The organism is Mesorhizobium sp. M2A.F.Ca.ET.043.02.1.1 (genome assembly GCF_003952405.1).
Taxonomy (GTDB): domain Bacteria; phylum Pseudomonadota; class Alphaproteobacteria; order Rhizobiales; family Rhizobiaceae; genus Mesorhizobium.
Genome location: NZ_CP034445.1, coordinates 4,031,218 through 4,058,066 on the forward strand (window position 1 = coordinate 4,031,218; position 26,849 = coordinate 4,058,066).

Annotated in this window: 21 protein-coding genes, 1 tRNA gene and 4 pseudogenes; 11 read left to right on the forward strand and 15 right to left on the reverse strand. The window is 64.1% G+C overall.

Annotated elements, in window-relative coordinates; genetic code table 11:
- Positions 1-27: 27 nt before the first annotated feature.
- The 5 genes from EJ068_RS19290 to EJ068_RS19315 all read left to right on the forward strand — a co-directional run bounded on the left by EJ068_RS19290 (position 28) and on the right by EJ068_RS19315 (position 6,940).
- The gene (locus EJ068_RS19290) at positions 28-819 is read left to right on the forward strand and encodes a cyclase family protein (protein WP_126079663.1); all 792 of its coding nucleotides are present in this window, start codon (positions 28-30) and stop codon (positions 817-819) included.
- Positions 820-1,126: 307 nt separating this feature from the next.
- Positions 1,127-2,698 carry an NAD(P)/FAD-dependent oxidoreductase gene (locus tag EJ068_RS19300; RefSeq protein WP_128314796.1) on the forward strand — a complete coding sequence of 524 codons (1,572 nt, stop codon included), beginning with the start codon at positions 1,127-1,129 and terminating at the stop codon, positions 2,696-2,698.
- Positions 2,698-3,180, forward strand: a complete 483-nt coding sequence (locus tag EJ068_RS19305; RefSeq protein WP_127253577.1) for a MarR family transcriptional regulator — start codon at positions 2,698-2,700, stop codon at positions 3,178-3,180. The genes EJ068_RS19300 and EJ068_RS19305 overlap by 1 nt, the downstream gene beginning before the upstream one ends.
- Before the next feature lie 45 nt (positions 3,181-3,225).
- Positions 3,226-5,379 carry an indolepyruvate ferredoxin oxidoreductase subunit alpha gene (locus tag EJ068_RS19310; RefSeq protein ID WP_127253576.1) on the forward strand — a complete coding sequence of 718 codons (2,154 nt, stop codon included), beginning with the start codon at positions 3,226-3,228 and terminating at the stop codon, positions 5,377-5,379.
- Positions 5,372-6,940 carry an indolepyruvate oxidoreductase subunit beta family protein gene (locus tag EJ068_RS19315; protein WP_127253575.1) on the forward strand — a complete coding sequence of 523 codons (1,569 nt, stop codon included), beginning with the start codon at positions 5,372-5,374 and terminating at the stop codon, positions 6,938-6,940. Before EJ068_RS19310 ends, EJ068_RS19315 begins: the two co-directional genes overlap by 8 nt.
- 105 nt (positions 6,941-7,045) lie before the next feature.
- On the opposite strand, the gene EJ068_RS19320 is transcribed toward EJ068_RS19315, so the two are convergent.
- Positions 7,046-7,492 carry a pyridoxamine 5'-phosphate oxidase family protein gene (locus EJ068_RS19320; RefSeq protein ID WP_042646879.1) on the reverse strand — a complete coding sequence of 149 codons (447 nt, stop codon included), beginning with the start codon at positions 7,490-7,492 and terminating at the stop codon, positions 7,046-7,048.
- A 283-nt stretch (positions 7,493-7,775) separates the two neighbouring features.
- Here EJ068_RS19320 and EJ068_RS19325 point away from each other — a divergent pair, with 283 nt between their 5' ends.
- Together EJ068_RS19325 and EJ068_RS19330 are read left to right on the forward strand one after the other, a co-directional pair.
- Entirely contained in the window at positions 7,776-8,045 is a 270-nt protein-coding gene (locus EJ068_RS19325; RefSeq protein WP_127253573.1) for a hypothetical protein, read from the forward strand.
- A 353-nt stretch (positions 8,046-8,398) separates the two neighbouring features.
- Positions 8,399-9,325 (forward strand): IS110 family transposase, encoded by a 927-nt coding sequence (locus EJ068_RS19330; protein WP_129554534.1) that lies wholly within the window; start codon positions 8,399-8,401, stop codon positions 9,323-9,325.
- Positions 9,326-9,505: 180 nt separating this feature from the next.
- Here EJ068_RS19330 and EJ068_RS19335 read toward each other — a convergent pair.
- From EJ068_RS19335 to EJ068_RS19370, 8 genes and pseudogenes are all read right to left on the reverse strand, one after another.
- A pseudogene (locus EJ068_RS19335) lies at positions 9,506-10,743 on the reverse strand (DUF1501 domain-containing protein).
- Between the two features lie 19 nt (positions 10,744-10,762).
- A pseudogene (locus EJ068_RS19340) lies at positions 10,763-12,231 on the reverse strand (DUF1800 family protein).
- Positions 12,232-12,324: 93 nt separating this feature from the next.
- Positions 12,325-12,615 (reverse strand): hypothetical protein, encoded by a 291-nt coding sequence (locus EJ068_RS19345; protein ID WP_127249908.1) that lies wholly within the window; start codon positions 12,613-12,615, stop codon positions 12,325-12,327.
- Positions 12,616-12,723: 108 nt separating this feature from the next.
- Positions 12,724-13,167: a periplasmic heavy metal sensor gene (locus tag EJ068_RS19350; protein WP_127249907.1), complete on the reverse strand. Its 444-nt coding sequence runs from the start codon at positions 13,165-13,167 to the stop codon at positions 12,724-12,726.
- On the reverse strand, positions 13,164-13,613 hold the full coding sequence (locus tag EJ068_RS19355; RefSeq protein WP_127249906.1) for a hypothetical protein: 450 nt from the start codon (positions 13,611-13,613) through the stop codon (positions 13,164-13,166). Before EJ068_RS19355 ends, EJ068_RS19350 begins: the two co-directional genes overlap by 4 nt.
- Before the next feature lie 74 nt (positions 13,614-13,687).
- Positions 13,688-14,228 (reverse strand): annotated as a pseudogene (locus EJ068_RS19360) (RNA polymerase sigma factor).
- A 45-nt stretch (positions 14,229-14,273) separates the two neighbouring features.
- On the reverse strand, positions 14,274-14,702 hold the full coding sequence (locus tag EJ068_RS19365) for an acid-shock protein (RefSeq protein WP_127249904.1): 429 nt from the start codon (positions 14,700-14,702) through the stop codon (positions 14,274-14,276).
- Positions 14,703-14,851: 149 nt separating this feature from the next.
- Entirely contained in the window at positions 14,852-15,040 is a 189-nt protein-coding gene (locus EJ068_RS19370; protein WP_127249903.1) for a YodC family protein, read from the reverse strand.
- A 1,078-nt stretch (positions 15,041-16,118) separates the two neighbouring features.
- Between EJ068_RS19370 and EJ068_RS19375 the strand changes: the two genes are divergently transcribed.
- Positions 16,119-16,194: transfer RNA gene (locus EJ068_RS19375), tRNA-Ile, on the forward strand.
- Positions 16,195-16,385: 191 nt separating this feature from the next.
- Here EJ068_RS19375 and EJ068_RS33855 read toward each other — a convergent pair.
- Both EJ068_RS33855 and EJ068_RS19385 read right to left on the reverse strand, forming a co-directional pair.
- Positions 16,386-17,378: pseudogene (locus tag EJ068_RS33855) on the reverse strand (tyrosine-type recombinase/integrase); the annotation flags it as partial.
- A gap of 12 nt (positions 17,379-17,390) precedes the next feature.
- Positions 17,391-17,639 carry a hypothetical protein gene (locus EJ068_RS19385; protein WP_129554694.1) on the reverse strand — a complete coding sequence of 83 codons (249 nt, stop codon included), beginning with the start codon at positions 17,637-17,639 and terminating at the stop codon, positions 17,391-17,393.
- 506 nt (positions 17,640-18,145) lie between these two features.
- Between EJ068_RS19385 and EJ068_RS19390 the strand changes: the two genes are divergently transcribed.
- On the forward strand, positions 18,146-19,096 hold the full coding sequence (locus EJ068_RS19390) for a DUF1403 family protein (protein WP_129554695.1): 951 nt from the start codon (positions 18,146-18,148) through the stop codon (positions 19,094-19,096).
- A 2-nt stretch (positions 19,097-19,098) separates the two neighbouring features.
- Positions 19,099-19,800, forward strand: a complete 702-nt coding sequence (locus EJ068_RS19395; RefSeq protein WP_129554696.1) for an SMC-Scp complex subunit ScpB — start codon at positions 19,099-19,101, stop codon at positions 19,798-19,800.
- A 207-nt stretch (positions 19,801-20,007) separates the two neighbouring features.
- On the opposite strand, the gene EJ068_RS32700 is transcribed toward EJ068_RS19395, so the two are convergent.
- Positions 20,008-20,691, reverse strand: a complete 684-nt coding sequence (locus tag EJ068_RS32700; protein ID WP_189512500.1) for a hypothetical protein — start codon at positions 20,689-20,691, stop codon at positions 20,008-20,010.
- Between the two features lie 37 nt (positions 20,692-20,728).
- Entirely contained in the window at positions 20,729-23,005 is a 2,277-nt protein-coding gene (locus EJ068_RS19410; protein ID WP_129554698.1) for a class I SAM-dependent methyltransferase, read from the reverse strand.
- A gap of 84 nt (positions 23,006-23,089) precedes the next feature.
- On the opposite strand from EJ068_RS19410, the gene EJ068_RS19415 reads away from it, so the two are divergent.
- Complete coding sequence (locus tag EJ068_RS19415) at positions 23,090-23,371, forward strand: hypothetical protein (RefSeq protein WP_129554699.1); 282 nt, start codon at positions 23,090-23,092, stop codon at positions 23,369-23,371.
- 159 nt (positions 23,372-23,530) lie between these two features.
- Here the strand turns inward: EJ068_RS19415 and EJ068_RS19420 are convergent, their stop codons facing one another.
- Together EJ068_RS19420 and EJ068_RS19425 are read right to left on the reverse strand one after the other, a co-directional pair.
- Complete coding sequence (locus tag EJ068_RS19420) at positions 23,531-24,430, reverse strand: DUF6615 family protein (protein ID WP_348639299.1); 900 nt, start codon at positions 24,428-24,430, stop codon at positions 23,531-23,533.
- A 53-nt stretch (positions 24,431-24,483) separates the two neighbouring features.
- Complete coding sequence (locus EJ068_RS19425) at positions 24,484-26,724, reverse strand: AAA family ATPase (RefSeq protein WP_129554701.1); 2,241 nt, start codon at positions 26,722-26,724, stop codon at positions 24,484-24,486.
- Positions 26,725-26,849: the final 125 nt, after the last annotated feature.

A 26,849-nucleotide genomic window follows, 5' to 3' on the forward strand; every position in this document is an offset into this window, starting at 1 on the left:
CATCAGAGACAAGAGGGAACAAAGACCATGGACACGCAGAAACTCCTCGGCGAGGTCGCCGGCCAGCTGCTCTCGGGCGCCATCAAGGTGGTCGACCTGACGGCGCCGCTCGGGCCGAACACGCCGCTGATCAAGCTGCCGCCGGAACTCGCCGTCGACACGCCGAAGATCGAGATCCACGAGATTTCCAAATACGACAAGAACGGTCCGTGGTGGGCCTGGAACTGGCTGAAGCTCGGCGAGCATTCGGGCACGCATTTCGACGCGCCGCAGCACTGGATTACCGGCAAGGATTATCCGGACGGCGCCACCGACACCATTCCGGCGCAGAATTTCATCGGTCCGGTCAACGTCATCGACTGCTCAGTGGAAGCGGCTGAAGACCACGATTTCCTGCTCACCGTCGACCATATCAAGGCCTGGGAGGCCAAGCACGGCGCCATCAATCCCGGCGAGTGGGTGGTGATGCGCACCGACTGGTACAAGCGCAACGGCTCGGAAGCCGAGTTCCTCAATGCCAACGAGACCGGCCCTCACACGCCCGGCCCGACGGCCGAAGCCATCCAGTTCCTGATCAGCAAGGATATCAAGGGCTGGGGCTCGGAGACGATCGGTACCGATGCCGGCAAGGCCGGCGGCATGGAGCCGCCATTCCCGGCCCACACGCTGATGCACAAGGCCAACCGCTATGGCCTCGCCAGCCTCTGCAATCTCGACCAGCTGCCGCCGAAGGGCGCTATCCTGATCGCGGCCCCGCTCAAGATCGAGCGCGGCACCGGCAGCCCGATCCGCGCGCTGGCGCTGGTGCCAGGCAAATAGGGCGAGGCGGCGGTCTTCGGGAGAAGATCATGCTCGAGGGCAATGGAGTGATGGAGTCGATGTGGTCGTCTTGGAGCGTCAGCGCTCTACGGCGCCCCCCTCTGTCCTGCCGGACATCTCCCCCACAAGGGGGGAGATCAGACGTCACGCGTGCTTTCGCCAATCTCCAACGCCGCAGGATTGAGCAAGGCGCCGAGGCTGCCAATCTCCCCCCTTGTGGGGGAGATGTCCGGCAGGACACAGGGGGGCGCGAAGGAACTCGGCTTTGCGCGATTGACGTCCATTTCTTGACCGCGAGCACCCCTCAATGACCGCCGCCGATCACATCATCGTCGGCAGCGGCATCAACGCCCTGGTCTGCGCGGCAATGCTTGGCGCCAAGGGCGCCAAGGTGCTGGTGCTCGAGCGCAACGACCGCATCGGCGGCTGCATGCGCACCGAGGAGATCACCGCGCCGGGCTTCGTCCATGACGTGATGGCGACGACCTTCGTGCTGTTCATCACCTCGCCGGCCTTTGCCGCGCTTGGCAAGGACCTTGCGCGGCATGGGCTGGAGTTCTGCCACACGGCGACTCCCACAGGCGTTCTCATGCCGGACGGCAGCCATGCCGTGCTCACCACCGACCGCGCCACCAACATTCCGGCGCTCAACCGGATCGCCGCCGGCGACGGCGACCGCCATGGCGGCGACGTCGGCGGCATCGAGCGCAATGCCGGGCTGCTGTTCGGCCTGCTCGGCGGCGCGCTCTGGTCCTATCCGACAACCAAGCTGCTGGCCGGCGAGGCCTGGCGGCGCGGCCCGCGCGACCTCGCCGCCTTCATGGGCGAGGCGCTGGTGCCCGCGCGCGGCTGGCTTGAGACGACCTACAGATCCGACACGGTCCGCGCGCTCTGGGCACCCTGGGTGCTGCATGCCGGGCTTGGGCCCGAAGACGCCTTCTCCGGCCAGATCGCCAAGGTCATCGCCTTCGCGCTGGAGGCCGCCGGTGCCCCCATTGTCAAGGGCGGCGCGAAAAACCTGCTCGCCGCCTTCGAAGCGGTGATCAAGGAACGCGGCGGCGAGATACGCGTCGACGCCGACGTCGCCTCGGTCGTCCAGACCGGCGGCCGCGCCACCGGTGTGCGGCTCGCGTCGGGCGAGACGTTGACCGCCACGAAGAGCGTCATCTGCTCGGTCACGCCGACGCAGCTCTACGGCCGCCTGCTCGGCAGGGATGCGCCGGAAGCAGCCACCAAGGCCACCCAGTCCTATCGCTACGGCAAGGGCAATTTTCAGATCCACTACGCGCTCCACAAGCCGCCGGCCTGGCGCGGCGAGGGCCTCGACAAGGTGGCGCTGCTGCATCTGACGCCGGGCTTGGATGGCGTCTCCAAAGCCTGCAACGAGGCGGTGCGCGGCCTGCTGCCGGAAATTCCGACCATCTGCGTCGGCCAGCCGCACGCGCTCGATCCGTCGCGCTGTCCGGAAGGCAAGGCGATCCTATGGCTGCAGCTTCCCGAGGCACCGCGCCACATCAAGGGCGATGCCGCCGGCAAGCTGAATGCCCCGGCTGACGGGCGCTGGACCGAAGCGCTGCGCGAGGCCTATGCCGACCGCGTCGAGGCGATCCTCGCCAGCCACATTGACGATTTCCGCGACACGGTGCTTGCCCGTCGCGCCTATTCGCCGGCCGATCTCGAGGCGATGAACATCAACCTGGTCGGCGGCGATCCCTATGGCGGCTCATCCACCATCGACCAGTCCTTCCTGTGGCGGCCGTTCAAGGCGAGCCGCAACCACGAGACCGGCATCAAAGGCCTCTACCATATCGGCGCTTCGACCCATCCGGGAGCCGGCCTAGGCGGCGGCTCCGGCTTCCTTCTGGCGGGGAGGCTCTGATGGAACAAAAGCTCGCCGAAAAACCCCAGCGCATCTCGACCCTCGGCCAGATCGGGCTGCAGCAATTCGCGCCCTATCTGATGAACCGCATCATGGGCCGCTACAACGCCACTTTGCGCGAGGATTTCCGTAAGCAAGGTCTTACCATTCCGCAGGTGCGGACGCTCGCCGTGCTCTCGGTCACCGACGGCGTCACCGTCAACGACCTATCGGTCTATACGGTGATCGAGCAGTCGACCTTGAGCCGCACGCTCGACACGCTGGAAGGCCAGGGCCTGGTGCGGCGCGAGCAGGGCGTCACCGACAGCCGCATCCGCCATGTGTTTCTGACCGACGACGGACGCGCGCTCTTCACCCGCGCCTGGCCGGCGATGCACGACGCTTTCGAGGCGATGTTCGAGGATGTCGACGATGCCGAATATGCGGCGCTGATCGCGATCCTGCAGAAGATGCTGAAGAACATCCGCAAGCACGACATCTGAGTTGACGTACGCGCCGCCTGGTTGCGGCAACGGAAGGAGGCAGACATGGCCGAACGGTCTTTTGCCAAGGAAGTCGAAAAGCTGAGGTTAGGAGCCGGCGAGGAATTCGCCGGCGAGGGCATCCTCGCCATCACCAAGGCGCTGCTGCAATGCGGCGTCGGCTATGTCGGCGGCTACCAGGGCGCGCCGATCAGCCACCTGATGGATGTGCTGGCCGATGCGCAGGACATTCTGGGCGAGCTTGGCGTGCACTTCGAGGCAAGCGCCTCGGAAGCGACCGCCACCGCCATGCTTGCCGCTTCGGTGCACTATCCGATCCGGGGCGCCGCCACCTTCAAGTCGACGGTCGGCACCAACGTCGCTTCCGACGCGCTGGCGAACCTTGCGTCCGGCGGCGTCACTGGCGGCGCGCTGATCATCGTCGGCGAGGATTATGGCGAGGGCTCCTCCATCATGCAGGAGCGCAGCCACGCCTTTGCCATGAAGAGCCAGGTCTGGCTGCTCGACCCGCGCCCGAACCTGCCCTCGATCGTCAAGGCGGTCGAGGACGGCTTCGAACTGTCCGAGGCGTCGAACACACCCGTGATGCTGCAGGTGCGCATCCGCTGCTGCCATGTCCACGGCCACTTCATCGCCAAGGACAACAAGCGCCCGCCAATGTCGGTCGCCGACGCGCTGTCGGCGCCGCGCCGCGACACCGGCCGCATCGTGCTGCCGCCCGCTTCCTTCCTGCATGAAAAGGAGAAGGTCGCCAAGCGCTGGCCGGCGGCGGTCGATTTCATCAATAGCCGCAAGATCAACGAGATGTTCGGGCCGGACCATGGCTCGGTCGGCATCGTCATGCAGGGCGGCATGTACAATTCCGTCATCCGCGCGCTGCAGCGGCTCGGCCTTGCCGACACCTATGGCGACACCGACGTGCCGCTCTACGTGCTCAACGCCGTCTATCCGCTGGTGGACGACGAGTTCCTCGCCTTCTGCGAAGGCAAGCAGGCGGTGCTGGTCGTCGAGGAAGGCCAGCCCAACTATATCGAGCAGGCCTTTGCCGCGATGCTGCATAAGGCCGGGCGCGGCACCAGGCTGGTCGGCAAGGAGCATCTGCCGATGGCCGGCGAATATACTGGGCAGGTGATGCTCGACGGCATCGGCTCCTTCCTGCGCGCCAACGCCCCGCATCTTTTGCCGGGCGAGGTGCGCGCGCCGAACAAGCTGGGCGAAGGCATCGACACCGCCGATCTCATCAATGTCGTTCCGGGCCGGCCCCCGGGCTTCTGCGTCGGCTGCCCGGAGCGGCCGATCTTCGCCGCGACCAAGCTGGTCGAGCAGGAACTCGGTAAGCACCACATCGCTTCCGACATCGGCTGCCATCTGTTCTCGATCATGCCGCCCTTCGAGCTCGGCGCCACCACCATGGGCTACGGGCTGGGGCCCGCCTCGGCCTCCGCCTTCAACTCGCCGGAAGCAAAACGCCGCTCGATTTCCTTCGTCGGCGACGGCGGGTTTTGGCACAACGGCCTCACCTCCTCGATCGGCAATGCCGTCTTCAACCGGAATGACGGCGTCATCGTCATCGTCGACAATTTCTACTCGGCCGCCACCGGGGGGCAGGACATCCTGTCGTCGCGCGCCAACAACCGCACCAAGTCGACGAAGCATCCGATCGATGAAGCGGTGAAGGGCATGGGGGTCAAATGGCTGCGCCACATCGACCGCACCTATGATGTCGGCAAGATGCGCGCCGCGCTGCGCGAGGCGCTGACCACCGAGGAGAAGGGGCCGAAGGTCATCGTCGCCTCGTCCGAATGCATGCTCAACCGCCAGCGCCGCGAGAAGCCGCTGGTCGACAAGGCGATCAAGGGCGGCGAGCGCGTGGTCAAGCCGAAATTCGGTGTCGACGAGGACATCTGCACCGGCGACCATGCCTGCATGCGCCTCTCTGGCTGTCCATCGCTGTCGGTGAAGTCGCTCGACGATCCGTTGCGCGACGATCCCGTCGCCTCGATCGACCAGAATTGCGTCGGCTGCGGCAATTGCGGCGAGGTGGCGGACGCCGCCGTGCTTTGCCCCTCCTTCTACCGCGCCGATGTCGTCCACAATCCCGGCCGCTGGGACCGTTTCCTCGAAAGCGCGCGCCGCGCCGTGATCGGCCTGTTGCAGCGCCGCCGCGAGAGCCGCCGTTTGATGTTTGCCGATGCTTGATCACAAAGCAGCGCTGCGCCCGAAATCGGGCGCCTTTGATGACGAGCGGGTGATAAAGCTCGCCGTGCTCGCCGTTGGCGGCCAGGGTGGCGGCGTGCTGGCCGATTGGATCACCGATGTCGCCGAGCGCAACGGCTACATCGCGCAATCGACCTCCGTCGCCGGCGTCGCCCAGCGCACCGGCGCCACGATCTACTATATCGAGATGGCCCGCGACACCGGCCGGCTGCCGGTCTTCGCGCTGTCGCCGTCGCAGGGCGACGTCGACATATTGATCGCAGCCGAGCTGATGGAGGCGGGCCGCGCCATCATCCGCGGCTTCGTCACGCCCGAACGCACGACGCTGATCACCTCCTCGCACCGCATCGCCGCCGTGTCGGAAAAGATCGAGCCGGGCGACGGCCGCGCCTCGTCGGAAAAGGTGCACGCGACGGCTGAGGCCGCGGCCAAGCGCTTCATCGCCTTCGACATGGAAAAGATCGCCGCCGACAATGGCACCATGATCTCGGCCAGCCTGCTCGGCGCGCTGGCCGGCTCGGATGCGCTGCCCTTCCCCCGCGAAAGCTATGAGCAGGCGATCGGCGCCGGCGGTCGTGGTGTGAAAGCCAGCCTTGCCGCCTTCGGCGCGGCTTGTGACCGCGCGCTGGGCATCGCGGCCGCGCCAACAAGCGAGAAGGCCGCGAAGCCTGCCGCCGCACCCAAGTCGACGGCGAAGGTCAGCGGTCCGGAAACCCTGCTGAAGGGCTGGCAGCAGCTTGCCGCCCGCGTCGCGGCGCTGCCGCAGCCGCTGCGCGACATGGCCGAGCGCGGGCTGAAGAAGGTCGTCGACTACCAGGACGTCGCCTATGGCGGCGAATATCTTCACCGGCTGGACAAGGCGGTGGCGCTGGACAATGCGGAGCGCGGCTATGCTCTGTCCACCGCCGCGGCAAAGCATCTCGCCAACGCCATGTGCTATGACGACATGATCCGCGTCGCCGATCTCAAGACGCGCTCGACCCGCGACAAGCGCGTGCGCAAGGAGGTCGGCGTCAAGGAAGGTGCGGTCCTGCAGGTCACCGAATATTTCCATCCGCGCATCGAGGAATTCTGCGGCACTATGCCGGCAGGGCTCGGCAGCTATATCGAGAGCCGGCCGAAGCTCGCCGCCTTCCTCGACCGCCGCATCAATCGCGGCCGCCACATCCGCACCGACAGCTTTACCGGCTTCGCCATGCTGTGGTTCATCGGCGGCCTGCGCCGCTGGCGCCGCCGCCTGCTGCGCCACAAGGTCGAAGTCGAGCATCTCGAGCGCTGGTACGAATTGGCGCTCAGCCATGCGCGGCAGGACTACGCTTTGGCCACCGAAATCCTGAACTGCCGCCGGCTGATCAAGGGCTACAGCGACACCCATGCCCGCGCCCAGTCGAAATTCGACCGCGTGCTCTCGGCGCTGCCGATGCTCAAGGGTCGCGAAGACGCCGCCGACTGGCTACGCCGGCTGCGCGAGGCGGCGCTGAAGGACGAGAAGGGCGACATGCTGGACGGCGCGCTGAAGACGGTGGCGACGTTGGGCGAATAGTCCGGCTCTGCTCCATCCGGGTTGCCGTCACGAAGGATGTCGGCAGCGCGAATGCTGGCGATGACGCTTCGATGTCGGGGCACGGCTCGCGCCGAATGGCGCAGTCTATTCGGTGGCTTCCCGTCCCGAAATCTGCTCGACGAGGATCCGGAAAAAGACGTGCGGCATGTTATCCGAGGTGGGAGGCGTGACGGGTTTGAGCGCGCCGGGCTCCCACCAGTCGGTGTGCTTGCTCAACACTGCCCACGCATGGTCGCGCTGAACCTTGTGGCCGATCCGGTCCGGCAGTTCCTCATAGCGGCCGTCGACAATCACGCTTTTCCACCCGCGCCCCTGTGTGTGTTCCGCCACTTGTGCGCACACCAGGGGATTGGCCCGCATCCAGTCGACCTTCTTGCCAAGGAGCGAAAACGCATAGAGGTGACTGTCGGCATAGGCGTAATTCAAGGGCACGACATAGGGTTGTCCGTCCTTCACGCATGCCAGGTGTCCAGTGCGGTTTGTCGCCAGCAATTTCGTGCATTCCAAGGTGGAGAGCGTGCGGATCATCATCGCTATGACTCCTGGTCTCAACTCGCCTTCGGCCGGTCTCCGCCGATCGGCCTTTGTCAATCCAAAGCTTAGAGCGGAGAACCTCGTGGCTCCTTGATATGGATCAATTTGATGCCGGCCGCGGCAATCCCATTTCAACGGCGCAACCGCGAGACCACGCGTGCTGAACCGCCGCGGGGCGGCACCGTCGAAGGAGCTAACGAAGATGTGATCCACACCGCTCCGACGGAAATCGGCCTACACTTCGTTTCACGGACGTAGGGACGAATTACGGAGACAACGCATGTTCGCAAAATACTTTCTGTCCATCGCCCTGGCCGCCGGCACATTGACGGTTTCCGCCGTAGGCTCCGAGGCCATGCCGCTTGTCAAGCCAAGCGCATCTCCGCTGCCAGTCGAGACCGTCGGCTGGCGCTGCGGCCCGGGCTGGCACGTGAACCGCTGGGGCAGATGCGTGCCGAACGGCAGGGTGATCATCCGCCCGATGCATGTGCGCCATTGGCATCCCGGCTTCTGGTATCACGGCCGCTGGCATCACGGTTTTTGGAGCTGATGACCGCTTCCGGATCGCCGTCGACGCCCGCGCCGGAAACGGCGCGGGCGGTTTGGCTAAGGTCCCCACGCACAGGTTCGAAACCTCCGCGCCAGCGTTCGTGATTGGCAGCGGGCCCTCAGCCTCGTCATCCACGGGCGGAGCAAGGAGCGAAGCGACGCGGCGCAGACCCGAGGATCCTGTGTGTTGGTTCTGGTGTATGGTTGAGGTGGGAAGGAGACCGAGTGGATCGTGGTCGTCCTTTCGGACAGGCCGTGGCATGGCCCGGTCCCTTCCCACCGGTGAACCATCAACCTGAACAGTTGCACGGGGCTGTTCGAAGCAGACCCCGCACCACAGGAAGAGGCGTGGACATGATAGCCCAGAACTATGTCGGCTGCGACATCTCCAAGCAGTGGCTCGACTTTTTTGATGAGACAAGCGGCCGTCTTCGGCGCATCGACAACCAGGCCGATGCGATCGCCGCCTATGTGGCAGGCCTTGATCCCAGTCGGGACTTCGTCGTCATGGAGGCGACAGGTGTCCATGACCGGCTGCTGCGCCATGCGCTGGCCAAGGCCGGCGTGCCGTTCTCGCGGCACAACCCGGCGCACACCCACCACTATTCGAAGTCGACGCGCCGGCGCGCCAAGACCGATCCTCTCGATGCCAGGATGCTGAGCGACTATGGCCGTCGCTATAACCCTGAGGCCGAGCCGGCGCCGAGCGAAGAAGTCGAGCGGCTTCAATCGCTTGCCGGCCACCGCGATCATTTGGTCGAGATGCGGGCAGCGCTGAAGAAGCACCTCGCCGAGGCTTTCGAGGAGGCCGTCATTGCCGATCTGGAAGAGACGATCGCCTTCCTCGACACGCGTATCAAGGCGTTCGAGAGCCAGATTGCCGAAGTCATTCGTCAAAACCAGGACACCGCTCGCGACCATGCGCTGATGGTCTCCGTGCCCGGTGTCTCCAATGTCGGCGCGCTCTCTTTGCTGGCGCTCCTGCCCGAGCTCGGCCAGCGCTCACCCAAGGCGATCGCCGCGCTCGCCGGCCTTGCCCCGTTCGACAACAAGAGCGGCAAGCTCAGCCGCAGGAGCCAGATCCAGGGCGGGCGATCACGCGTGCGTCGCGCCCTCTATATGGCTGCCCTCACCGCCATCAGAACCTGTGAGCGCTTCAAGACCTTCTATACCGCACTTGCTGCCCGCTCAGGGTCCAAGAAACTCGCCATCATCGCCGTCGCAAGGAAGCTCCTGGTCGTCCTCAACGCCATCATGCGCGACAAAACCGCATTCGCGTGAACACAGTTGCCATTCCGTTACGTTGAGGCGTTGCGACGGTTCAGAATTCTGCTCCGCCGCGCCCTTCGGTGAAGGTAACGGAATGGATCCTCGGGTCTCCGCGTCCGCTTCGCTCCCGCTCCGCCCGTGGATGACGAACTGAGAGGGCGCCGAAGCCATCTCTGACCGGCAAACCCAGGCTCACGCCACCAGATCCCGCATCGGCTTCACCGCCGCCGACTCCGGAAACACCTTGTCGCCAAGCACTGCCGCCGAAAGCCCGAACTGATCCGCCAGCAGCCCCTTCAGCACCGCGCGCACATCGCTGGTCGGCGCGAGGTCGCGGCCTTCATAGAGCTGCGCCGGCTTCAGTCCCGGCCAGTCGGCAATGACGCGGCCGCCCCTGATCGCGCCGCCGGCGAGCAGCACCACCGTGCCGGTGCCTGGTCGGTGCCGACCGTGCCGTTGATGCGCGCCGTACGGCCGAACTCGGTGATCGCGACGACCGCCGTGTCCTGCCAGCGCGCGCCGAGCCCTTTCTCGAATTCCTCGAAGGCGCCGTCGAGGCCGCCGAGCAGGTTGGCGAGCCGCCCCGTCGCGCCGCCTTCGTTGACATGCGTGTCCCAGCCGTCGAAGGCCAAAGCCGCGATGCGCGGCCCGTCATCGGCCGCCATCAGCCTTGCGGCACCTTGCGCCGACTGGCGCATGCCGGCGGCATTGTCGAGGCCGCCCTTCGGCTTCATCGTCTTGCCGTCAAGCTGATCGCCCATCGCCATGCGATCGGCGTCGAGACCTTTCTGCAGGGCAGCAGCCAGCAGCGGGTCACGATGGTTGTAGAGGTCGAGCACGCGTTCGGCCAAGGCGTCGCCGGGGGTCGGCAGCGCCTGTGGCGCCCAGCCGAGCACGGGTGCTACGCCACGGATCACCAGCGGCGTCGACGGCCCGACCGCGAGTCCGCCGGCCTTCGCGATTCTGTCACCCGCCGGCAGGCTGGCCAAAGCCCGGTTGAGCCAGCCGGTGGTGACATTGCCGGGACCGGGAAGGCCGCTTTCCAGCACGTCCTGGCCGTCGAAATGCGAGCGGTCGCGATAGCCGGTCGCAGCGGCGTGCACGACCGCCGCTTGGCCCGCCTTGAACAGGCGCGCAAACACCGGCATTGCCGGGCTGACGGCAAAGAAACCGTCGAGCGGCATTGCCGGGTTGGCGCCTGAAAGCGAAAGCGCGATATCGCAATGCAGGCCGGCATAGTCCGGATCGCCGATCGGCCCGACCGTCGACAGCCCATCCAGCGCGCCGCGCAGCACGATGACGATCAGGCGCGGGTCGCGGCTGTCGGCCGCGCGTGCGAAGCGCGGCAGGAAAGCCCAGGCAAACAGCGCCCCGCCGGTCATCAGCATCGCGCGGCGGGACAGGCTTGGGGTTTCGCAAAGAAGGCTCATGGCCGCGTCTCCATACTGATCATCGGCGTTGGAACTCGGGCGCCATCAACAGCAGCGCGAGGCCCTGCTGCCTTGATTCGGCGCGAGCGATCGCCTCTCGCGTCTCCGAAGAGACCGAGGCGCCGAGAAGGCTGGAAAGCATCTCGTCGGGATTGCCGATGTCGTCGGCCTGCCGCGCGGCTTGCCAGGCCATATCGAGACGCGTCTTCATGCCTTCGGCCGACGCCCAGGCGTCGGTGCTGTCGGAAAAGCCGTTCGGCCCCGGCGGCTGCCACAGCGGCTCGCCGAGCACGTTCAGCCAGCGCAGCGACCGCTGCGGTTCGTTGCCGGCGGTCGCGCCGACCGCCCGTCGCAGCGCGACGACATAATCCAAGGGCGAGCGCAGCTTCGTGAGCGGCATCGACCAGGCTTCGGGCATGTCGATCAGCGTCAACGCAATCGAACGCAGGTCGCGGTCGGATTTGGTGAAGACCGAGGCCAGCCGGGCGACAGCCGCCGGCGGCGGATCGTCCGCGATGAAATGGCGGGCAAGCTTGGTGGCGATGTGCCGCGCGGTGGCCGGATGGCGGGCAATGTCGTTGAGCGCGGACTCCGCCTGGCCCATGCCCCCGTCGGGATAGGTCTTGCCGAGCAGCGCCGCCTTGCCCGGCTGATGCGCATTGGTGTTGAAGACGAAGCTTCCCGGTTCTCCCAGCCGCCCCTCGCGGCCCGCCATGGTCCAGCCGGTCAGCATGGCGGCGAAACTGGTGACGTCCGCCTGGGCATAGCCGCTGCCGACGCCGAGCGTATGCAGTTCCAGGATCTCGCGGGCGAGGTTCTCGTTGAGGCCGCGGCCGCGCCGCTTGCCGGCGCGCGAATCAGGCCCGATGGACTGTTGGTTGTCGAGATAGAACAGCGTCGCCGGATGATGCTCGACAGCAAGCAGCATATCGGCGAAGCGGCCGAGCACGAAGGGGCGGATCGCCTCGCGCTCGAAGGCGCCGGCGCTTGCCCGGACGACCGGCGCCTTGGCGATGGAAACGCAGAAATGGTTCGACAGAAGCCGACCAGCCGCTCAACGAAGCCGGGCGCCGCGGCAAGCGCCTTGTCGAACCGGGCTTGTGCCTCGTCGCGATAGATATCGGCCTCGACGCGCGGCACCGCGGGTTTGGCTTTTGCATTGGCCGGGCCGGCTGGGTCATCGGCCGCGATTGGCTGCATGACGGCCGGCGCCTTTTCACTCCGCGCCGCCTTGCGCTCCATGGCCGCCGCCATGCTGGCCTGGATCGCCGCCGTGCTGTCCAGCAGCCCGGCATTCCTCGGATCGTCGGGGGAAATGAGCGCGATATCCTGCTGCTTGAGCTCGGCCTTGAGGTAGCCGCGCGGATCGGCGGCAATCTTGGCGAAATCGTCGCCTGGTCTTGCGCCGAGGCCGAAGCGGTGGAGCGCGACAAGCGCCGGATCGGGCGGCGTTGCATTTGATGCGGGTAAGGCCAATCCGGCCTCCATCTCGCCGGCCGGCGCTCGCCGCGTCGGCCGGCCTGTCCTCGTCATCGGATGGTTCACGACGCCGGCCGCAGCACCGGCGGCGCGAGGCGGCTCTTACCAGCGGCGCCAGTGATGCCAGCGATGGTAAGGATGCCAGACCGGACCGACATAGACGCGCGGTCCGCCCCAGTAATAATAGCCGGGATAGACAACGCGGCGATTGGGCACGCAGTGACCCCAGTAGTTGGGATGCCAGCCCGGCCCGCAACCCCAGGCGACATGCTCGATCATTCCCGGCGCGGCGGGCGCAACCGGCGCGATCGGCATGGCCGAAGCCGCGCTTGCCGCGGCCGTGCCGCCGATGGCGAGCGCGGCGGCGAGCGAATATTTCGTCAGACTGTTCATGGGGTACTCCCGAAGTTCCGAGGTTGAAGAGAACCTGCCGGCATCGACTGACGGCAGGCCTGTCCCTCTTTCCCTTGAACGGAGCACACCCACCCTCTCCGTCGCCGCCTATGGCGATTTTTTTGCGGGCGGCGTCTGCCGGCCGGCACGCCGAAGCAGTGCGTCCGCCAGCAGCTGGCGGTCTTCCGGCGAGCCCGATGCGGCGAATTCGACGATGCGCTGTTCCAGCCGCGCCCGCACGGTGACATCGGCGTTGCGCGCGCGCTCCAGGGCGGCGGCAAGCGCGTTGCTGTCGAGGGTAGGCTGCTGCAGCAGGTTCGCCGCCTCGCGCCTTGCGGCCTGTCCATCAAGGATCACGTCGCGGGACTCTCGGCGCACCTCGCGGAGCGCCTGGCGGAAAATCTTGCGGTCGGCGGCGGGCAGCCGGCCGCCTGCCGATTCCAGCGAAAAGCCCGGATTGGATTTGCCGATCAGCCAGCCCGCCCCGCCGGCCACCGCGCCGATCAGAAAGACGTTGAGCACCAGGGATGCCGCGACAAGACGGGGGTTCATAGGTCCTCCTCCGCCTGGTCGGCATCGGGCCCGGCGTCGCCGAACGACGTCGCGTTGGCGTCCATCACATAATGGTCGGACTGGATATCCGGGCTGACGACGGTCACCAGCGCCAGCCCTGCCACGGCGCCAGCGAGCCCGACGGCCGCAAGCCCGAAGCCCAGCCACCAGAACCGACGGCGCCGCTCCTGCCTAACCTCGGACGTTGCCCGGGCGACGATGGCGCGATGCAGCGCCGAGCTGGGCGCCTCGACCCGATGCCGGTCGAGCATGGCGTCGAGCCTGCCGGCGCGCGCCAGGATGACGCGGCCTTGCTCGGTCTCGGCAAACAGTGTCGCGGCGGCCTGATCGGCCCGCAGCCAGCGGTGCAACGCGCCGCCATAGGCGTCAGCCAGCGCGGCGAAGCGCCCGGCATCCATCGGCCCGCTTGTGGTTTTCTCAGCCATATCGTTCCCCCTTCCACCGTTTTGACGTGGCCCCCCACGCCCTCATCCGCGAAGCCGGCAACTCCCTTGCTTTCTCAGTCATCGCCATCATCTCCGATAAGCATCGCCTGCAGGGCGCGGCGACCCCGCGCGAGCAGGCTTTCCAGCGCATCGACGCTGACCTGCATGGCGCCGGCGGCCTCGATGTTGGACAGCTCCTGATAATAGACCAGCGATCGCCTCGCGCTGGCGCGGCGCGAGGCGCTGCAGCGCCTGGTTGACCCTGCGCTCTTCGTCGCCCGGCATGGCATCGGGAAGCGGTGCGTCATCGGCCACCTCCGGCAGCTCGTCCGTTACCCATTCGCGCCGGCGCCGCAGCCGGTCGTAGCAGAGGTTGAGCGCGACGCGATGGATCCAGGTGTCGAATCGCGCGTGCCCCTGCCGCCAGCCTGAGGCGTGGCGCCAGATGCGCACGAAAGTCTCCTGCGCGACGTCCTCGGCCTCCGCCGCGTCGCCCAGCATCCGCGCGGCCAGAGCCAGGATGCGCGGTAGCTTGCGCGCCACCATCGCCTGCATTGCGGCGGGGTCGCCGGCGCGAATGCGGCGTACCAGTTCCTCGTCCGGATCGGCGCCCATCAACAGGGGCGCTCGCATGTGTCATTGCGCTGCATAACCTCTTGGTCATTGCTCCTGCTTGGGAGCGGATTTGTGGCTCGGCCGCTCGTCGGCGCTGAGCACCCCGTCGCCATTCTTGTCCAGCTTGGCGAAGCGCTTGGCGAGGAAGGCGTCGAGTTCGCCCTTGTCGACGAAGCCGTCCTTGTTGGCGTCCATGCGCGCGAAGGATTTGGCCGGATCGCCTTTTGCCTTGCGTTCGGTCTGGAAAGCGGTCCATTCGGCGAGGCTGACCTTGCCGTCATTGTCGGTGTCGGCCCGCATGAACGCCTTTTCCCGGCGCGCCTCGAACTTTTCCAGCGTCAGGCCGAACTTGGTTTGGTCAGGCTTGGCGGCAGCCGCAGTGTCCGGCGTCGTCTGGGCGGGGGCAGGCGTCGTCGTCTGGGCGACCGCGACAGCGGTCTGCAGGCCAAGGGCAAAGGCGAATAGGCGGATCATGCTCTCGTCTCCGGTTGGCGCGGCCATTGGCGGCCACGCTTCAGCCGTTGAACGCGGCGAGGAGCAAAATCCGTCGGTCCTTTTAGCCGGACGGCAATCCATCCGATACGGTTGCGCCGGACCGGGATGCGTCCGAACGGAAGCTGCGACTATCTCTGGTTGTCGACCACCACCAGCTGGTCCGGCTTGAAGCCGGCATGCTGCGGCGTCCAGACGTCGCCTTCGCGGTTGAACCAGTGGCACAGATACATGCCGGAGGCCGCGCCGTCGCTGATAGTCATCTCCGGGCCCCCGGATTTCAGCCTGACGACGTCTCCGGTCTTGAAATTATTGGGCATTTTGACCTCCCATGCTGACCGGCCGAGTTTCCCACCAACAGCTACTCCCGACAATGGTCGAGATGCGCCGATGACATGGTACAGGGTTGGGAAGGTGTCGATGCCGCTTGCCTGGCGCGCCGGGCAGCGCTCCATATGTGACCGGATCGTGTCGGGGCTTCGCAGGCGAAGCGAGCGACCTGATCGCTCCGTGTCTTCAATCGCTGTCGTGCTGAGGGGCCGGCGGCTGCGCCGGCTGGCTGTCTTGTCCGGCCGGGCGGACGGTCATGGACCTTTCGTCGGGCCACAATGCCTGTGCCTTCATAACCGCTGCCAGGAGATTCTCTGCTTCAACGCTTCCGATCTCGGTTAGAAGCGGGCTGTTGCCGCCTGCTGCGAAATCGACGTGATAGACAGTCCAACTCCTCATTGCATTTCCGGCAATTGCGTCTCGGCGCGGGCACGCGGATGGAAGCCCGGCTCGCTTTTGTGGTTAGGATTTTGAGGTCCGCGAGCCGGGCATGCGCCAACCGATGGGCGGGGGGCTTGGGGTTATCAGCCGGCGCGATGGCGAGACTGTCTGATTTGCCCCCTGGTCCACAATCGACCGAGGTCCATCCTGCCGGACGCATTGGTCCGAAAGGACAAAAGATATAGCCCCTTATTCCGTTGGGGCAGATTGACTGTGCCGGTGATCTGTCAGCGCGGGCTTGGCAAAATCTGTCGGCGCCATCAGATACCTGTCTCAGGCCGCCGGCATTGGGCGCGGATCGAGTCCGGGTCAAAAGGCGACAAAGACGCCGCTCTGGAGAGCCGGCAACCCGCGCTGGATCACGTTTCTCCTGGATGGAGGCGAACCTCTTCCTCCGCAGGCAGCGTTTGCGGCTGAAGCAACTCGGAAGGCGAAAGTGGACCGCCTCAGGGCAAGGTCCAGTGGCATCAGCGACCAAATCAAAGTTCGAAAGATCGGGTCGTCGCCATACCACCCGGTCATTTCATACCGCTCCATCTCAGGGATACGGCCTGACCCTGGCGATCGAACCAGCGCATTCGGAGAGGCTTGTGCGGAAGAGCGAAAAACACTAAGCCAGCCCGCGTGGGGCCTGTAGCTCAATGGTTAGAGCCGGCGGCTCATAACCGCTTGGTTGGGGGTTCGAGTCCCTCCGGGCCCACCATTATCGTTATTTATCAATGCTTTATAGGGCGGTTCGCCACGAGGTTCGCCAATAGGTTCGCCAAGCATCGGCTTGCGCGTGACCAGCCGCACGACTCGATCCATCCCCTGGACCGCCAGCCGAACCTGCGATGCCTCGCGCGAATAGAGCTCGGCATGATCGATGTCGTCGTGGCCGAGCACATCCATGAGCTGTCTCGTCGAGGCCTCTGCTTCCGCCAGATAAACGCCAAGCGACTTTCTCAGCCCGTGCAGGGTCAAGCCCTTCGGCAGGCCGGCAAGCTTGCACCAATGCGCCATCATTCCAGTCAGCGACTTGGCGGAGAACGGATCACCATAGCCGTTGACCAGGACGGTCTCGCCACGTCTGTCGGCCGCATCCAGGATCTCAGACAGCATCGGGGTGATCGGCACAAAAAGTCGTTTGCCACCAGTTCGTCCCTTGTTCTTGGCCTGAACGATATCAAACCCATCGAAGTGACGCTCGACGCCATCGATGAACACGCGACGAGTGACTCTTTGATCCCAGCGCAGGCCCGCGACGTCGGCGCGGCGGTTGCCGAGCCAAAGGGCCAACCCGTAGCAGGTGCGCGCTGCGGTGCCGAGCTGCCAACGTTTTTCAAATTGCGCCATGGCCTCACGCGACCATGCTTTCCAGCCAGCATAGGCGGGCCGCCACTCGACCGCTGCTGTGGGATCGATTTCGATCCAGTCTTGCCGAAGTGCGACATAGACCAGCTTGCGTATGCCGACCAATAGGTGCTTGGCCTTGTGGGGCGTGGCGATGAAGCGGCCTAGAAGCTCTTCAACATGGATGCGTCTAAGGTTCTTAACCGGCACATTCCGCCAGACGAGCGGGTGATCAGTGACCACCCGCAGTTCTAGAAACTCTTCGATGAGCCGCGTGTTCTTGCGCTTGCTGGCCTCGTCAAGCGCCAGCCACTTGACTGAGATCTTCAACCGTTGAAAGGCAGCTCCAAACGTGCCGGGCAGGGCAGCTCCGGGCATTTGGACGACAGGGGCCTTGGGGACTTTCCGGCCCTCGACCGCCGCTTGGTAAGCATCCTTGAAACCAGGCTGATTGGGGGCCGGCAGACTAACGTCACGCTCCTTCGTCCGATAGCGCCAGCGGACTTTTCCATGGCGATCGGTATAGGAGGAGAGGCCGGGATATTTGTCGGTCATGGCGGAATGAATCTATTCCCTGCGATGATTCCCTTGCAACAGGAAGTCGACGATATTCTCTTCATCGTCTCCAGGTAGTTCGCTGAACGCGGCTTCGAGTTTGAGCCGATCCCAGATCACTCGACTGTCAACCTTCTTCGGCTTTGGCATACGGCCGTCAGCGACCATTTGGTCAAATTTGGTCATCCCCACGCCGACATACCGGGCGGCCTCTTCTCGTGAGAGGCCCCGAGGCGGGTAGGATTGGGAATCGCTTTTCACCGCTTCATCCAAGGTTACGAATAAGACCGGCCTCGGTTAGCCCCCAATCATCGTAGAAGGAAGAGAGCTGATTCACCTGTTCGGCAAATCGCGGTCACGACCTGTAAATAGGATAGTCGCCTTCGGTCACTGCTTCACCGATTGTCATAGTCTGGGGTTGGTAGCGGTAGAGCGCTACAAGCGCTCCCCACATCTTGAACCGGTGCCCTTTGCCTATCGTGTGGCGTCATAGCGAACCCAGCCGCCTCTGAAAGGCAATATTTGACGCATGGCGGGCATTTATTGCTCGTTGCGACTCAATCGCTCATAGGTCGATTTGGAACCGCACAGGATGCAATCACTTTCTCGGTAGAGCTAGTAGCAAGCTGGGACGCACACGGTGGCGAGCTAGCATGACTAAATTACTGATAAGGCAACATTATCATTCGTTTTGTCGCGCCGACAAGCTGTGCGTTTTATGGCGAAAATTGTGGTGCAAAGCGCACGCACCATTTACTCTCAAAATCATGATTCGCCTCGATCCAGCGACCGCCAATCTTCCCCCGCTGACCGTGCCGGGTTGGGCGCTCGAGACCATTGGCGATCCGCATGATGCGGACGCTGCCTTCCGGGCCGGCGCCGCGCTGGCTTCTGTCGACAGCCTCGCCCGCGCGCAGCTTGCCTGGGCCGGCGCCTGGCGTCAGCGGCTGGCGCTCAAATGCGCTGCCGCCAGCATGCGGCTCGCTGGCCGCGCCGAAGATGAAGCTGCCCTGCGCGATGCTTGGCAGCTTTGCCCGGCCGGCGCCGATCCCGGTCCCGCCGGCGCCATTTTTCGGGCCTGGCGCCAACTGGCGCTGCAGCCGCCGGAGGTCAGCGCCGATCGGCTGGCAAAAGTGGCCGAGCTGCTCGGGCTCGCTTGGGACGACGAGGCTCTCGGTGACCTGTGCATACAGATCGAAGGCCTGGTGGGGTCGCGGCGGCCGGCGCCTTTCGCCGCCGCGGCGATCGCCGCGCGCATCGTCGCTCTGCGCCCCGATGCCGAGCCGTTCGCCTGGTGGCTGGCCGACCTGGTGCTGGCGCAAAGCTTGCGCTGGCCGCGGCCATTGCCGCTGTTGATGACGCAGGCTTTTGGCCCGGCGTTCCGCGCGGAAGCCGCCGGCAAGCGCATCCGACCGGGCGAAAAGGGTTTCGAGCGGGCGGTCTGCCTGGCGCTGGTTCAGGGAGCGGTCGAGGCCTGCCGGCTGGCCAACGAGCTGTCGCGCCGCGCCGAAAAACTTCTGGCTGTGGCGCCAAGACTGCGCGCGAAAGGGGCCGGCGACGTGATTCTTTTGCTGCTGAATGAAGATGCGGTCCCAGGCTCGCTGACGACCAAAAACCTGTCGCGTTTTGCGGCGCGACGGCTGTTCGAGCGCTTGCAGCAGCTCGAGGCCGTGCGCGAGCTCTCGGGCCGCACCAGCTTCCGGCTGTTTGGACTCTAGCGATGAGCCAAGCCTCCGCCCGCCGCAAGCAGAATGATCAGCCGGCGCTGCTCGACACCGAACTCGAGCACCTGCCACCGGAACTGCGCTGGCGCGAGTGGATGGGCCGCGTCGAAGCGGTGATCTTTGCCGCTAGCGAACCAGTGCCGCGCGACGTGCTGGCGCGAGTGGTGGGAAAAAATTGCAATCTCGACCTGGTCGTCGACGACATCCGCGCCGAGCTCGCCGGACGGCCCTATGAACTGGTGTCGGTCGCCGGCGGCTGGCAGCACCGGACCAAGAAGGTCTTTGGCGACGCCATCCACGCCGCCTTCGGCATGCCAGCGGGGGAGGGTGCAAAGGAGCTGACGCAGTCGGAGGCTCTCGTGCTGATGTGCATCGCCTATTTTCAGCCGATCACCCGCGGCGAGCTGTCATCCTTCTTCGGCAAGGAGGTGTCACGCGACCTGATCGGCGTGCTGCGCGCGCAGCACCTGATCGCCTCGGGACCGCGCAGTCCGCAGCCGGGCGCGCCCTACACCTATGTGACGACTAAGAACTTCCTGTCGCAGTTCGGGCTCGACACGCTGCGCCAGCTGCCGGATTTCGAGGCGCTAGAGGATGCGGGGCTGCTGTCGAAAGAGAAGCTGCTTGCTGGTGGTATTCCAGCCGGGTTGGCTAACGGCGAGGGCGAGGACGATGTTGTTAGAGACCAGGTGTCGTGAGCGGGGATGCCGCGTTGCGACCACAGAGACAGCCGATCACTCAGGACCAGGACGACTGATCGTCCGGCAGCCGGTGCCAGGTTGCGTGAACGGCGACATGATCGCCGTCGACCAGGTTGGTACCGCCGACGTGACGCAGCGACGGGAACAGGTGCCGCGAAGCCCCGCCGTAATGACTAAGGTCCGCGCGCTCCCTATAGTGGGGTGTCAAGGAGGAAGAAGCGCGTCGACAAGGCGCTCGATCGTTTCCGCTACACCATCGGCGAGCAAGGTATCCCGGATCAATCGCCGCCTTGTGGTGAAATGCGCTGCGTCGGGCAGTTCGACGCGCGCGGCAACCTCGGCGGCATGTAGCGCCGCCGCGGCAAGGTCGGCGTGCAGCGGTTCATCGGCGTCGAATTCAGGTATCGGCAGCGTCCAGACCAAATTGTCGAAGTGGCGCGGATCGCGCTGCCCGACGGGTTGAAGATCCTTCACACGTTCGAGCACGACACTCGTGTTTATGACGGCGGTCACATACGCGGCTTCTTCGAGCGAGTGGACCGCCGACCAATATGCCATGTGATCGACCACGACATCGTCGTCATCGAGCCAACAAGCGCTTAACCTCGTTCCGGCTTTTGTGTAGAGGACGCGTATCGGCGTGCGATTGGATTGGGCGCGAAGTGTGCCCATCGCATCGACGCGCTCTGCGAGCGACATACGAGCGTGGCCGTCCGCCCCCTTATTGCTGTATTCGTTCCACTTCGTTTCGGCGTCACGCAGCCAAGCAGCGAGGCCGCGATGTCCGTGCGCGTCCGCGCTGGCTGCAGTGAGTATCGCACCGTTCTCTATCGGGACCACGCCCGTCGCGAGGTCGAAAACCCGATAAGGCGCGACGGACTCGCCCAACGCTATCCGTCGCAGAAACACGCGCTCGACAGGACCTTCAGGGGGCTCGACCCCCGTCCATGGCCGTTTGTCCAGATTGCCAACGCGACCCCGAACGCGCGGCGCATCGCGGCGGCTCAGTAGGCGCCCGGTGGTCGCGTGCTCGACCAAAAAGAACCGGCGCGGCGTCAGCGTTGCACCCTGCCGAAAGCGATGCCGGTACGGCGACGCGGCAATCAGCGTGCGCGGCCTTGGCCAGGCAGCCGGTACATATTCGAGCGCCTCTGCCGCCTCGGCCGCGCTGGCGTCGCGCCGGGGAAGTATGCCCCACCCATCGATCAAGTTGTGCCGGTGGCGGTCCGGTGCGGTCGCGCGCTCCAAACAGCACGCAGGTGCTCGTCGTGCTGCTGCCCGATTGCGCGCCGAAGATAGGCCACACACGCTCCAGTCCCCAACTGCCAGTAATCGCCACCCGCACGCGCTCCATGCGGCCGTCGCGCATCCCCGCGAATACGGGTGCATTAAGCGCGGCATAAGGCAGGACGAGTGCCAGCGTGCCGCCGTCGCGCAGGTAGCGTTCGGCACCCCGCGCCCAAAACAGCGCGAACATGTCTTGGTGCGTGGCGAGGCTGCCGCCTACCCAGAGGCCGTAGCTTTGCAGAGCCTCACGCAGCCGGTCCTTCATGTCCGCGCTCAGGTGCCGATAGACGATCCAGGGCGGATTGCCGATCAACACGTGGGCCCGGTGATCGGGATGCGACAGCCACACCGGGCGCAGCAGATTACGCAGGATGAAGGTCCAGATGTGGTTGCGGCCGTCGAGATAGAGCCGCTTGAGCTGCGCAAAGGTGCGGCCGAGCATGGCCGCGTCCTCGACGGTTGCGCCGGCGCGGACGATGGAGTCGCGAATGGCCTCGGGCTCCGCGAGCGTGTCGAGCCCGCGGTTGAGCTCGTCGAGCGCACGCTCGAACAGGTGATGGTCGCTCGCCAAGCCGGCGGGAATGCGCAAAGGCGGGTCGTTGGGCGGCACATCGACCAGCACCTCGGCCGACGCGCCCAGCGGTCGCAGGTTCCACTGCATGGAGTCGCCCATGTAGACGGGCACGATGAGCGTGGGCGGCCGATCCTGCACCAAATCGCCGAGTGCCAGCAGCCACGTGACGCGCGCGAGCGCGACCGCGACGGGATGCACGTCAATCCCGAACACGCGATCGGCACAAGTCTCGACGATCTCGGCTGGCGGCACCCCAGCCTGCCGACCCGCTTCGATCAAACGGCGAAGCGCATGGAACAGAAAGGTCCCGGAACCGCACGACAGATCGAGCACCCGCTGTTCCAGCGGGCGAGGGATAGCCGCCGTGACCACCCGCGAGGCCAACCAGTCGGGGGTATAGTATTCGCCGAGGTCGTGGCGCTCGTCTGGATCGATCAGGCTCTCGTAGAGGCTCTTGAGCACGTCGACCTCGACCTCGCGCAGGCGAAATCGAATCGTTTCGGTGGCAAGCGAACGCACTAGGTCATCGCCGCCCGTTGCGAGCAGCGGCCAGTCGAAAAAGTCGGCCTCGACGGCGCCGACAATGCCCTCGTTCACCAGCAACCGGCCCGACAGCATCTCCGCCGGATCGCCGATTTCCAGATCAAGGACGCGCGCCGCGATCGCCTTCACGAGGATGGTCAGATAGGTGTGTTGGAGGAACAGCGCATCGCTGCCCACGTCGTCGCCATATACCTGGCGCAGCAACCCATCCCACAGGTTCCGCTTCAACCGGACTTCGGGATGGTCGCCGACCTCGGACCACAGGCGCTGCAGTTGCGAGTGTGCGCGGCCGAAGGCAAGGCTGTATCGACCGAAGGCGAGCGCGACAGCGATCGGTGTCGGCATCACCTCGGGAACGGGCGAGAGCAGCGGCTCGAGCCAGGTCAGCAACCGTTCGGGGTGGTCGACGTCGACGTTATAGCGGCCGATGCTCGTGAGCCTGCCGCGATCCAGCGTGTAAGCGAGCAGCGTAGCGCCGTCGGTGGCAAGACCGACGGTGGTACGGCCAGGTGCGCTGCCGCGGGTTGCATCGGCCAGATAGTCGGGCATACGGGCGACGACATCACGCTCTTCGCGCCGTAGATCGCTCTTCAGCTCGATCACGGTGGCGCCCCACGCCACGTCGATCCGCCCGCTGTTATCGACAAGGTAGCGCTCGTGCTCCAACTCGCTGAACGCGGCTCCGAAGCCTTCTCGCAGCAGTTCCGTGATCAGGCCGCGCAATGCCTCGTGTCGTGGCCGGGAAGCCATCGATCGGACGATGTCGGGCAGGCGATCTCCGCGCCAACTGTTTGCCACTTTTCCCCTCCCGCTTGAGGCTGCACCGTTGCCGCCGCATGCGCGAGAGCATAAGTTGCCAGCATGAGATTCGCTCAAGCAGACTTGTTCGCGCAAGACGACGCCGAACGCAACACGTTGTCGCAATCAGAGCGGGTAGCGATCCGTTCACGTCTGGAAACGACGCTGGCAAAGCTCGAAGCCACCGCAATCTTCCCTTGGCGCGATCCGTTGGACGCCGTGCACGAGGAGAACCGCTTCCAACGCGACAGCGAAATGCTCGGTGAGGAGGGCGTTCTTCTGTGGCAGCGGTTCGACACGGAGATGGACCGGCTCCACGCGACGCAGTTCTCTTCCGACCTCCGCTCCGCTGGATCGACGAATTGAACAGTAGTTTGTCGAGTGCTTGGAAGTCGACCGAAGCCAAAATGAGGCGCAAAGTTACCGCGTAAGCTTTGCCTGAAATGGGTGCATTTTGGGCCTAAATGTCCTTAGTATGCCCCGCAAATTCAGCCAAGCCAATTCCTATTTATGGCAAGCCCCAGCTCAGCCTCGCTGTGGAGGCACGTCGCTGATGGCTGGCGTACGGGAATCCCCGGTGCGACCGGATATGAACGTAACTAACGGGTAATCGAGCTGCCGGTCGATACGTACAGCCGGACCGTCCTGCAAAGTCCGACCAATCCCATCAGCAGTCATGAGCTCGTGAGGTTCAGATAACCGGCGGAAGATTTCGTCCCCGTACCTTTCGCGAGGCCTCGCAGGGCGGCTACGAACATATTGCTCTCTCAGGAAGGCAGAGACCGTGTCAGGTGTCGGAACCGTCTCGCTCCGAACCGTGCTCCGAGGACAAAGTAGTGCCTCGAGGCCAAAGAAATGAGGCCGCAGATGAGACAGGCGCTTGTTAAGCGCCCCCGTTTTCGGCGTCCCGCTGGCACCCGCGAGCTTCGCCTCCAATTCGGCGGCGATGTCGCTCGCAAAGGCTAGGTTCGCCCCGCTGACAGAGGGGACCAGCCCCCTGAAGCTAGGGTCCATCGTCACAGTCGCATGATTGTAGAAGAGGTAAAGTGGGACCCACGGCGGGGGCGTGTCCCGCAGGGTGCGGAATTGATATTCATGCTTGGGCGAGGGCCTATGCAGCAGCTCGCTGTAGGAGCGGTTCTTGTTTTGGACCCCGGCGGCGTTTAGACGCTTCGCTTGGATCCGCACCCAAAGGTCGCGACCCTCAGACACGTTCCAGAACCGCAGATCAAGATCACCCCCGGTGTCCTTTTCGATCGGGTAGGAGATGACGAGCTCTGGACCGGCGAACGCGGCCAGCGCGCCCGTGAGGATGTCGGTCATGGTTTCTTCCCGGAACCTGCCGCGCTTGAGGTTGGCCTCGCGGTCGAGCAAGCCTCCGATCACAAGAGGTAGCCGTGTTGCCAGGTCGCAAAGTGTTGCCAATGTTGTAGTCCTGCTATGACTATTGCAGCTCCGCCTACATTCAGCGCAGAGAGTTAGCGCGTGGTTTCAAGCGAGCGGTAATGAACGGGGTCGTGGTCCCGCACTGCATCCAGGATCAACGTGACGATCGCCAGCGCCTCGCTCATGTCTGGCAAGCGCATTCCGGCACTTCTAGAAAGCGTGTGAGAATGGAAATGCATGAATTTGCGGGCGCGCTCAGCATCAACCGGATCGGTGATGAGGCGATCAATACTGCTGTCGATATTGACGTGCTCCATAAACTTGAACGCAACATACCCTTCGACGAATCTCCGCGTCAGATTGCCAAGATTGAAGATAATTTGATGATCGTTTTGCGGATTCTCGGCATAGCTGGCAATCTGGTGAAATATATACACATACTCTGAGCGGTATTTCTGAATGCTATCTGGGCATGATACCAGCCGAGAAGCGACAAGACCATTCGCGTCCGTGCGCTCGACAAGATATGTCCGATACATCTGATCATTCATCTTCCTCATCCAGTCCAGCATGAGGCTGAAAAACTCATGGCTGTGGGTCGAGATGAACAGTTGTTTGGCCAGACACTCATGCCTCTCGGGTCTGGATGCCCCTTCGTTAAAACGGTAAAAGGTGGTTCTGATGAACGCGCAGACGTGCAGAAGATGATGCGCATCAAGGCTTGATATGGGATCGTCGATATAGACGATTGTCTGCGAGAGATCATTTCCGTTTTCGAGCAGCTTGGTGATGAAATAGCAAAAAGAGATCGCCGTGCGTTCGCCTTCGCTCAGATTGCGGGCAGGTTCTGCGCCGCGCATCAGCTGAAAACGCTCGCTGTCCGTGACTTTAACCCGGATATCAGCCTTCCCGAAAAATCGCCGAAGCGTGTCGTTGATAGCTTCCGCACCTTTGGTCGCCTCTGAGAGTGCCGCCTGAATGCTGGCGATCTCGGCATCAAGAGTAACGATGGCCGTTTCGGAATCAGTTTCAATCGTTTTCTGAGCGGCAATTCGACCTTCAAGTTCAAACCGGTCGATCTGGCGCATTGCCTCGGCCGCGTAATGATCCTTCAGCGCGGCAATAGCTTCGTTGCGCGCTGAGGTGAAACGCCGGGTGCGGTCGTTGTTCTCTTCTATGAGGGCCTGAAAACGCCTTTCTGCCGCAACTAGCGGATCGGGCTGAGGATCGTCCTCCGGTGCTGGTACGACATCGAACGGGTTTTCTTGTTTCCTCTTAAGTGCATCGACGAGCGCCTGTATGCCACTGTTGAAGCTGTCTCTCGCGAGTGCCAACTCCCGACCTGCCTGCGCATGTTCATCGTGCAGATCGACATAAAAGGCTGATCGGGGATAGGCGGCACCGGAAAACTCCATCCGTTGGCCGGCAAGTCCGTCAATTGCCGTGGCAATTCGCTTCTTGAGATCGTTAAACGCGTCGGAAAAATGAGCATTGAGCGCGGCCTTCCGCGCAGCAGTCAGTTCTCCTTCACAGAACTCACAGTGCGATCTGCCCTCATGAAGCTGGCGCCCATGTTCAACCCAAGTCGCAATATCCGGGTGATCCACAAGGTGTGCGATTGTGGCAGATGAATCGATCTGCTCTCTAAGGAGGGTGCTGCCATCACGCCAGAGCTGGTCGATAAGCGGCGTTGTAATCGAAAGATCGGGCAGACCATCCTTCTGCTCGGCACTCACCTTCGCGCGCGCAGCCTGAACCTTCTCGGGGGTCTGCGCTCTGGGCAGGGTACCATTCCACGCGCTGATTATCGGGCGCAGGTTAGTTTTGTTGAAACGTCCAACCGGAAGCTCTTTGACGATCTGGCTGGCACAATCGGTTTCAGCCTTACTGATCCTCTCATCAAGTCGCTTCGCCTCAGCAGCGGCTGCCTTACGCTGATCGTCGAGTTGCGCACGCCATGTTTCCTTCCTTGTGAGTTCGTCTCGCCGTTTGATATTTTCGGCGCCGAGCAGAAGAATGGGATTGAGGCCGTCGGCATCATCCCAACGAAGATGTGCTTTGCGGAAATCCTCGTTGAAGACGCGTACGTTGCAGGGCGTTGCAAAGGCGTGGTCATACTGGGTGCCGTCAGCGCTCAGTACGTCAAAGCGCGCGTTGGGGTAATCGGGATGAAGCGAGCCATCTTCCAGGCAACGAAACATCCGCGACAGCGTTGTCTTGCCGGAGTAATTCCACCCATAAATCAAATTGAAGGGCGCGAACTCCGGCAAACTGCCACCGGCAAAGTTGTTGAAGACACCGAAATCCTTGATACTTGAAATACGTCTGAACATGTGCCCCGCCCCCCACAACGTGTGCGACGTTGCCTAAGACAAACAGAATTAGCAATGCCTCCCTTACAGAATGGCGGTCGACAGTTTGAACTGCAGCCATCCCTTTGGAACGAACGGCGGCCTTG

Bases quoted from the DNA above. Each gene is read 5' to 3' on its own strand.
- EJ068_RS19300 (WP_128314796.1), top strand. From the start codon at position 1,127: ATGACCGCCGCCGATCACATCATCGTCGGCAGCGGCATCAACGCCCTG.
- EJ068_RS19330 (WP_129554534.1), top strand. From the start codon at position 8,399: ATGATAGCCCAGAACTATGTCGGCTGCGACATCTCCAAGCAGTGGCTC.
- EJ068_RS19370 (WP_127249903.1), bottom strand. From the start codon at position 15,040: ATGCCCAATAATTTCAAGACCGGAGACGTCGTCAGGCTGAAATCCGGG.
- EJ068_RS19310 (WP_127253576.1), top strand. From the start codon at position 3,226: ATGGCCGAACGGTCTTTTGCCAAGGAAGTCGAAAAGCTGAGGTTAGGA.
- EJ068_RS19350 (WP_127249907.1), bottom strand. From the start codon at position 13,167: ATGAACCCCCGTCTTGTCGCGGCATCCCTGGTGCTCAACGTCTTTCTG.
- EJ068_RS19395 (WP_129554696.1), top strand. From the start codon at position 19,099: ATGAGCCAAGCCTCCGCCCGCCGCAAGCAGAATGATCAGCCGGCGCTG.
- EJ068_RS19290 (WP_126079663.1), top strand. From the start codon at position 28: ATGGACACGCAGAAACTCCTCGGCGAGGTCGCCGGCCAGCTGCTCTCG.
- EJ068_RS19345 (WP_127249908.1), bottom strand. From the start codon at position 12,615: ATGAACAGTCTGACGAAATATTCGCTCGCCGCCGCGCTCGCCATCGGC.
- EJ068_RS19325 (WP_127253573.1), top strand. From the start codon at position 7,776: ATGTTCGCAAAATACTTTCTGTCCATCGCCCTGGCCGCCGGCACATTG.
- EJ068_RS19425 (WP_129554701.1), bottom strand. From the start codon at position 26,724: ATGTTCAGACGTATTTCAAGTATCAAGGATTTCGGTGTCTTCAACAAC.
- EJ068_RS19390 (WP_129554695.1), top strand. From the start codon at position 18,146: ATGATTCGCCTCGATCCAGCGACCGCCAATCTTCCCCCGCTGACCGTG.
- EJ068_RS19305 (WP_127253577.1), top strand. From the start codon at position 2,698: ATGGAACAAAAGCTCGCCGAAAAACCCCAGCGCATCTCGACCCTCGGC.
- EJ068_RS19320 (WP_042646879.1), bottom strand. From the start codon at position 7,492: ATGATGATCCGCACGCTCTCCACCTTGGAATGCACGAAATTGCTGGCG.
- EJ068_RS19365 (WP_127249904.1), bottom strand. From the start codon at position 14,702: ATGATCCGCCTATTCGCCTTTGCCCTTGGCCTGCAGACCGCTGTCGCG.
- EJ068_RS19315 (WP_127253575.1), top strand. From the start codon at position 5,372: ATGCTTGATCACAAAGCAGCGCTGCGCCCGAAATCGGGCGCCTTTGAT.
- EJ068_RS19355 (WP_127249906.1), bottom strand. From the start codon at position 13,613: ATGGCTGAGAAAACCACAAGCGGGCCGATGGATGCCGGGCGCTTCGCC.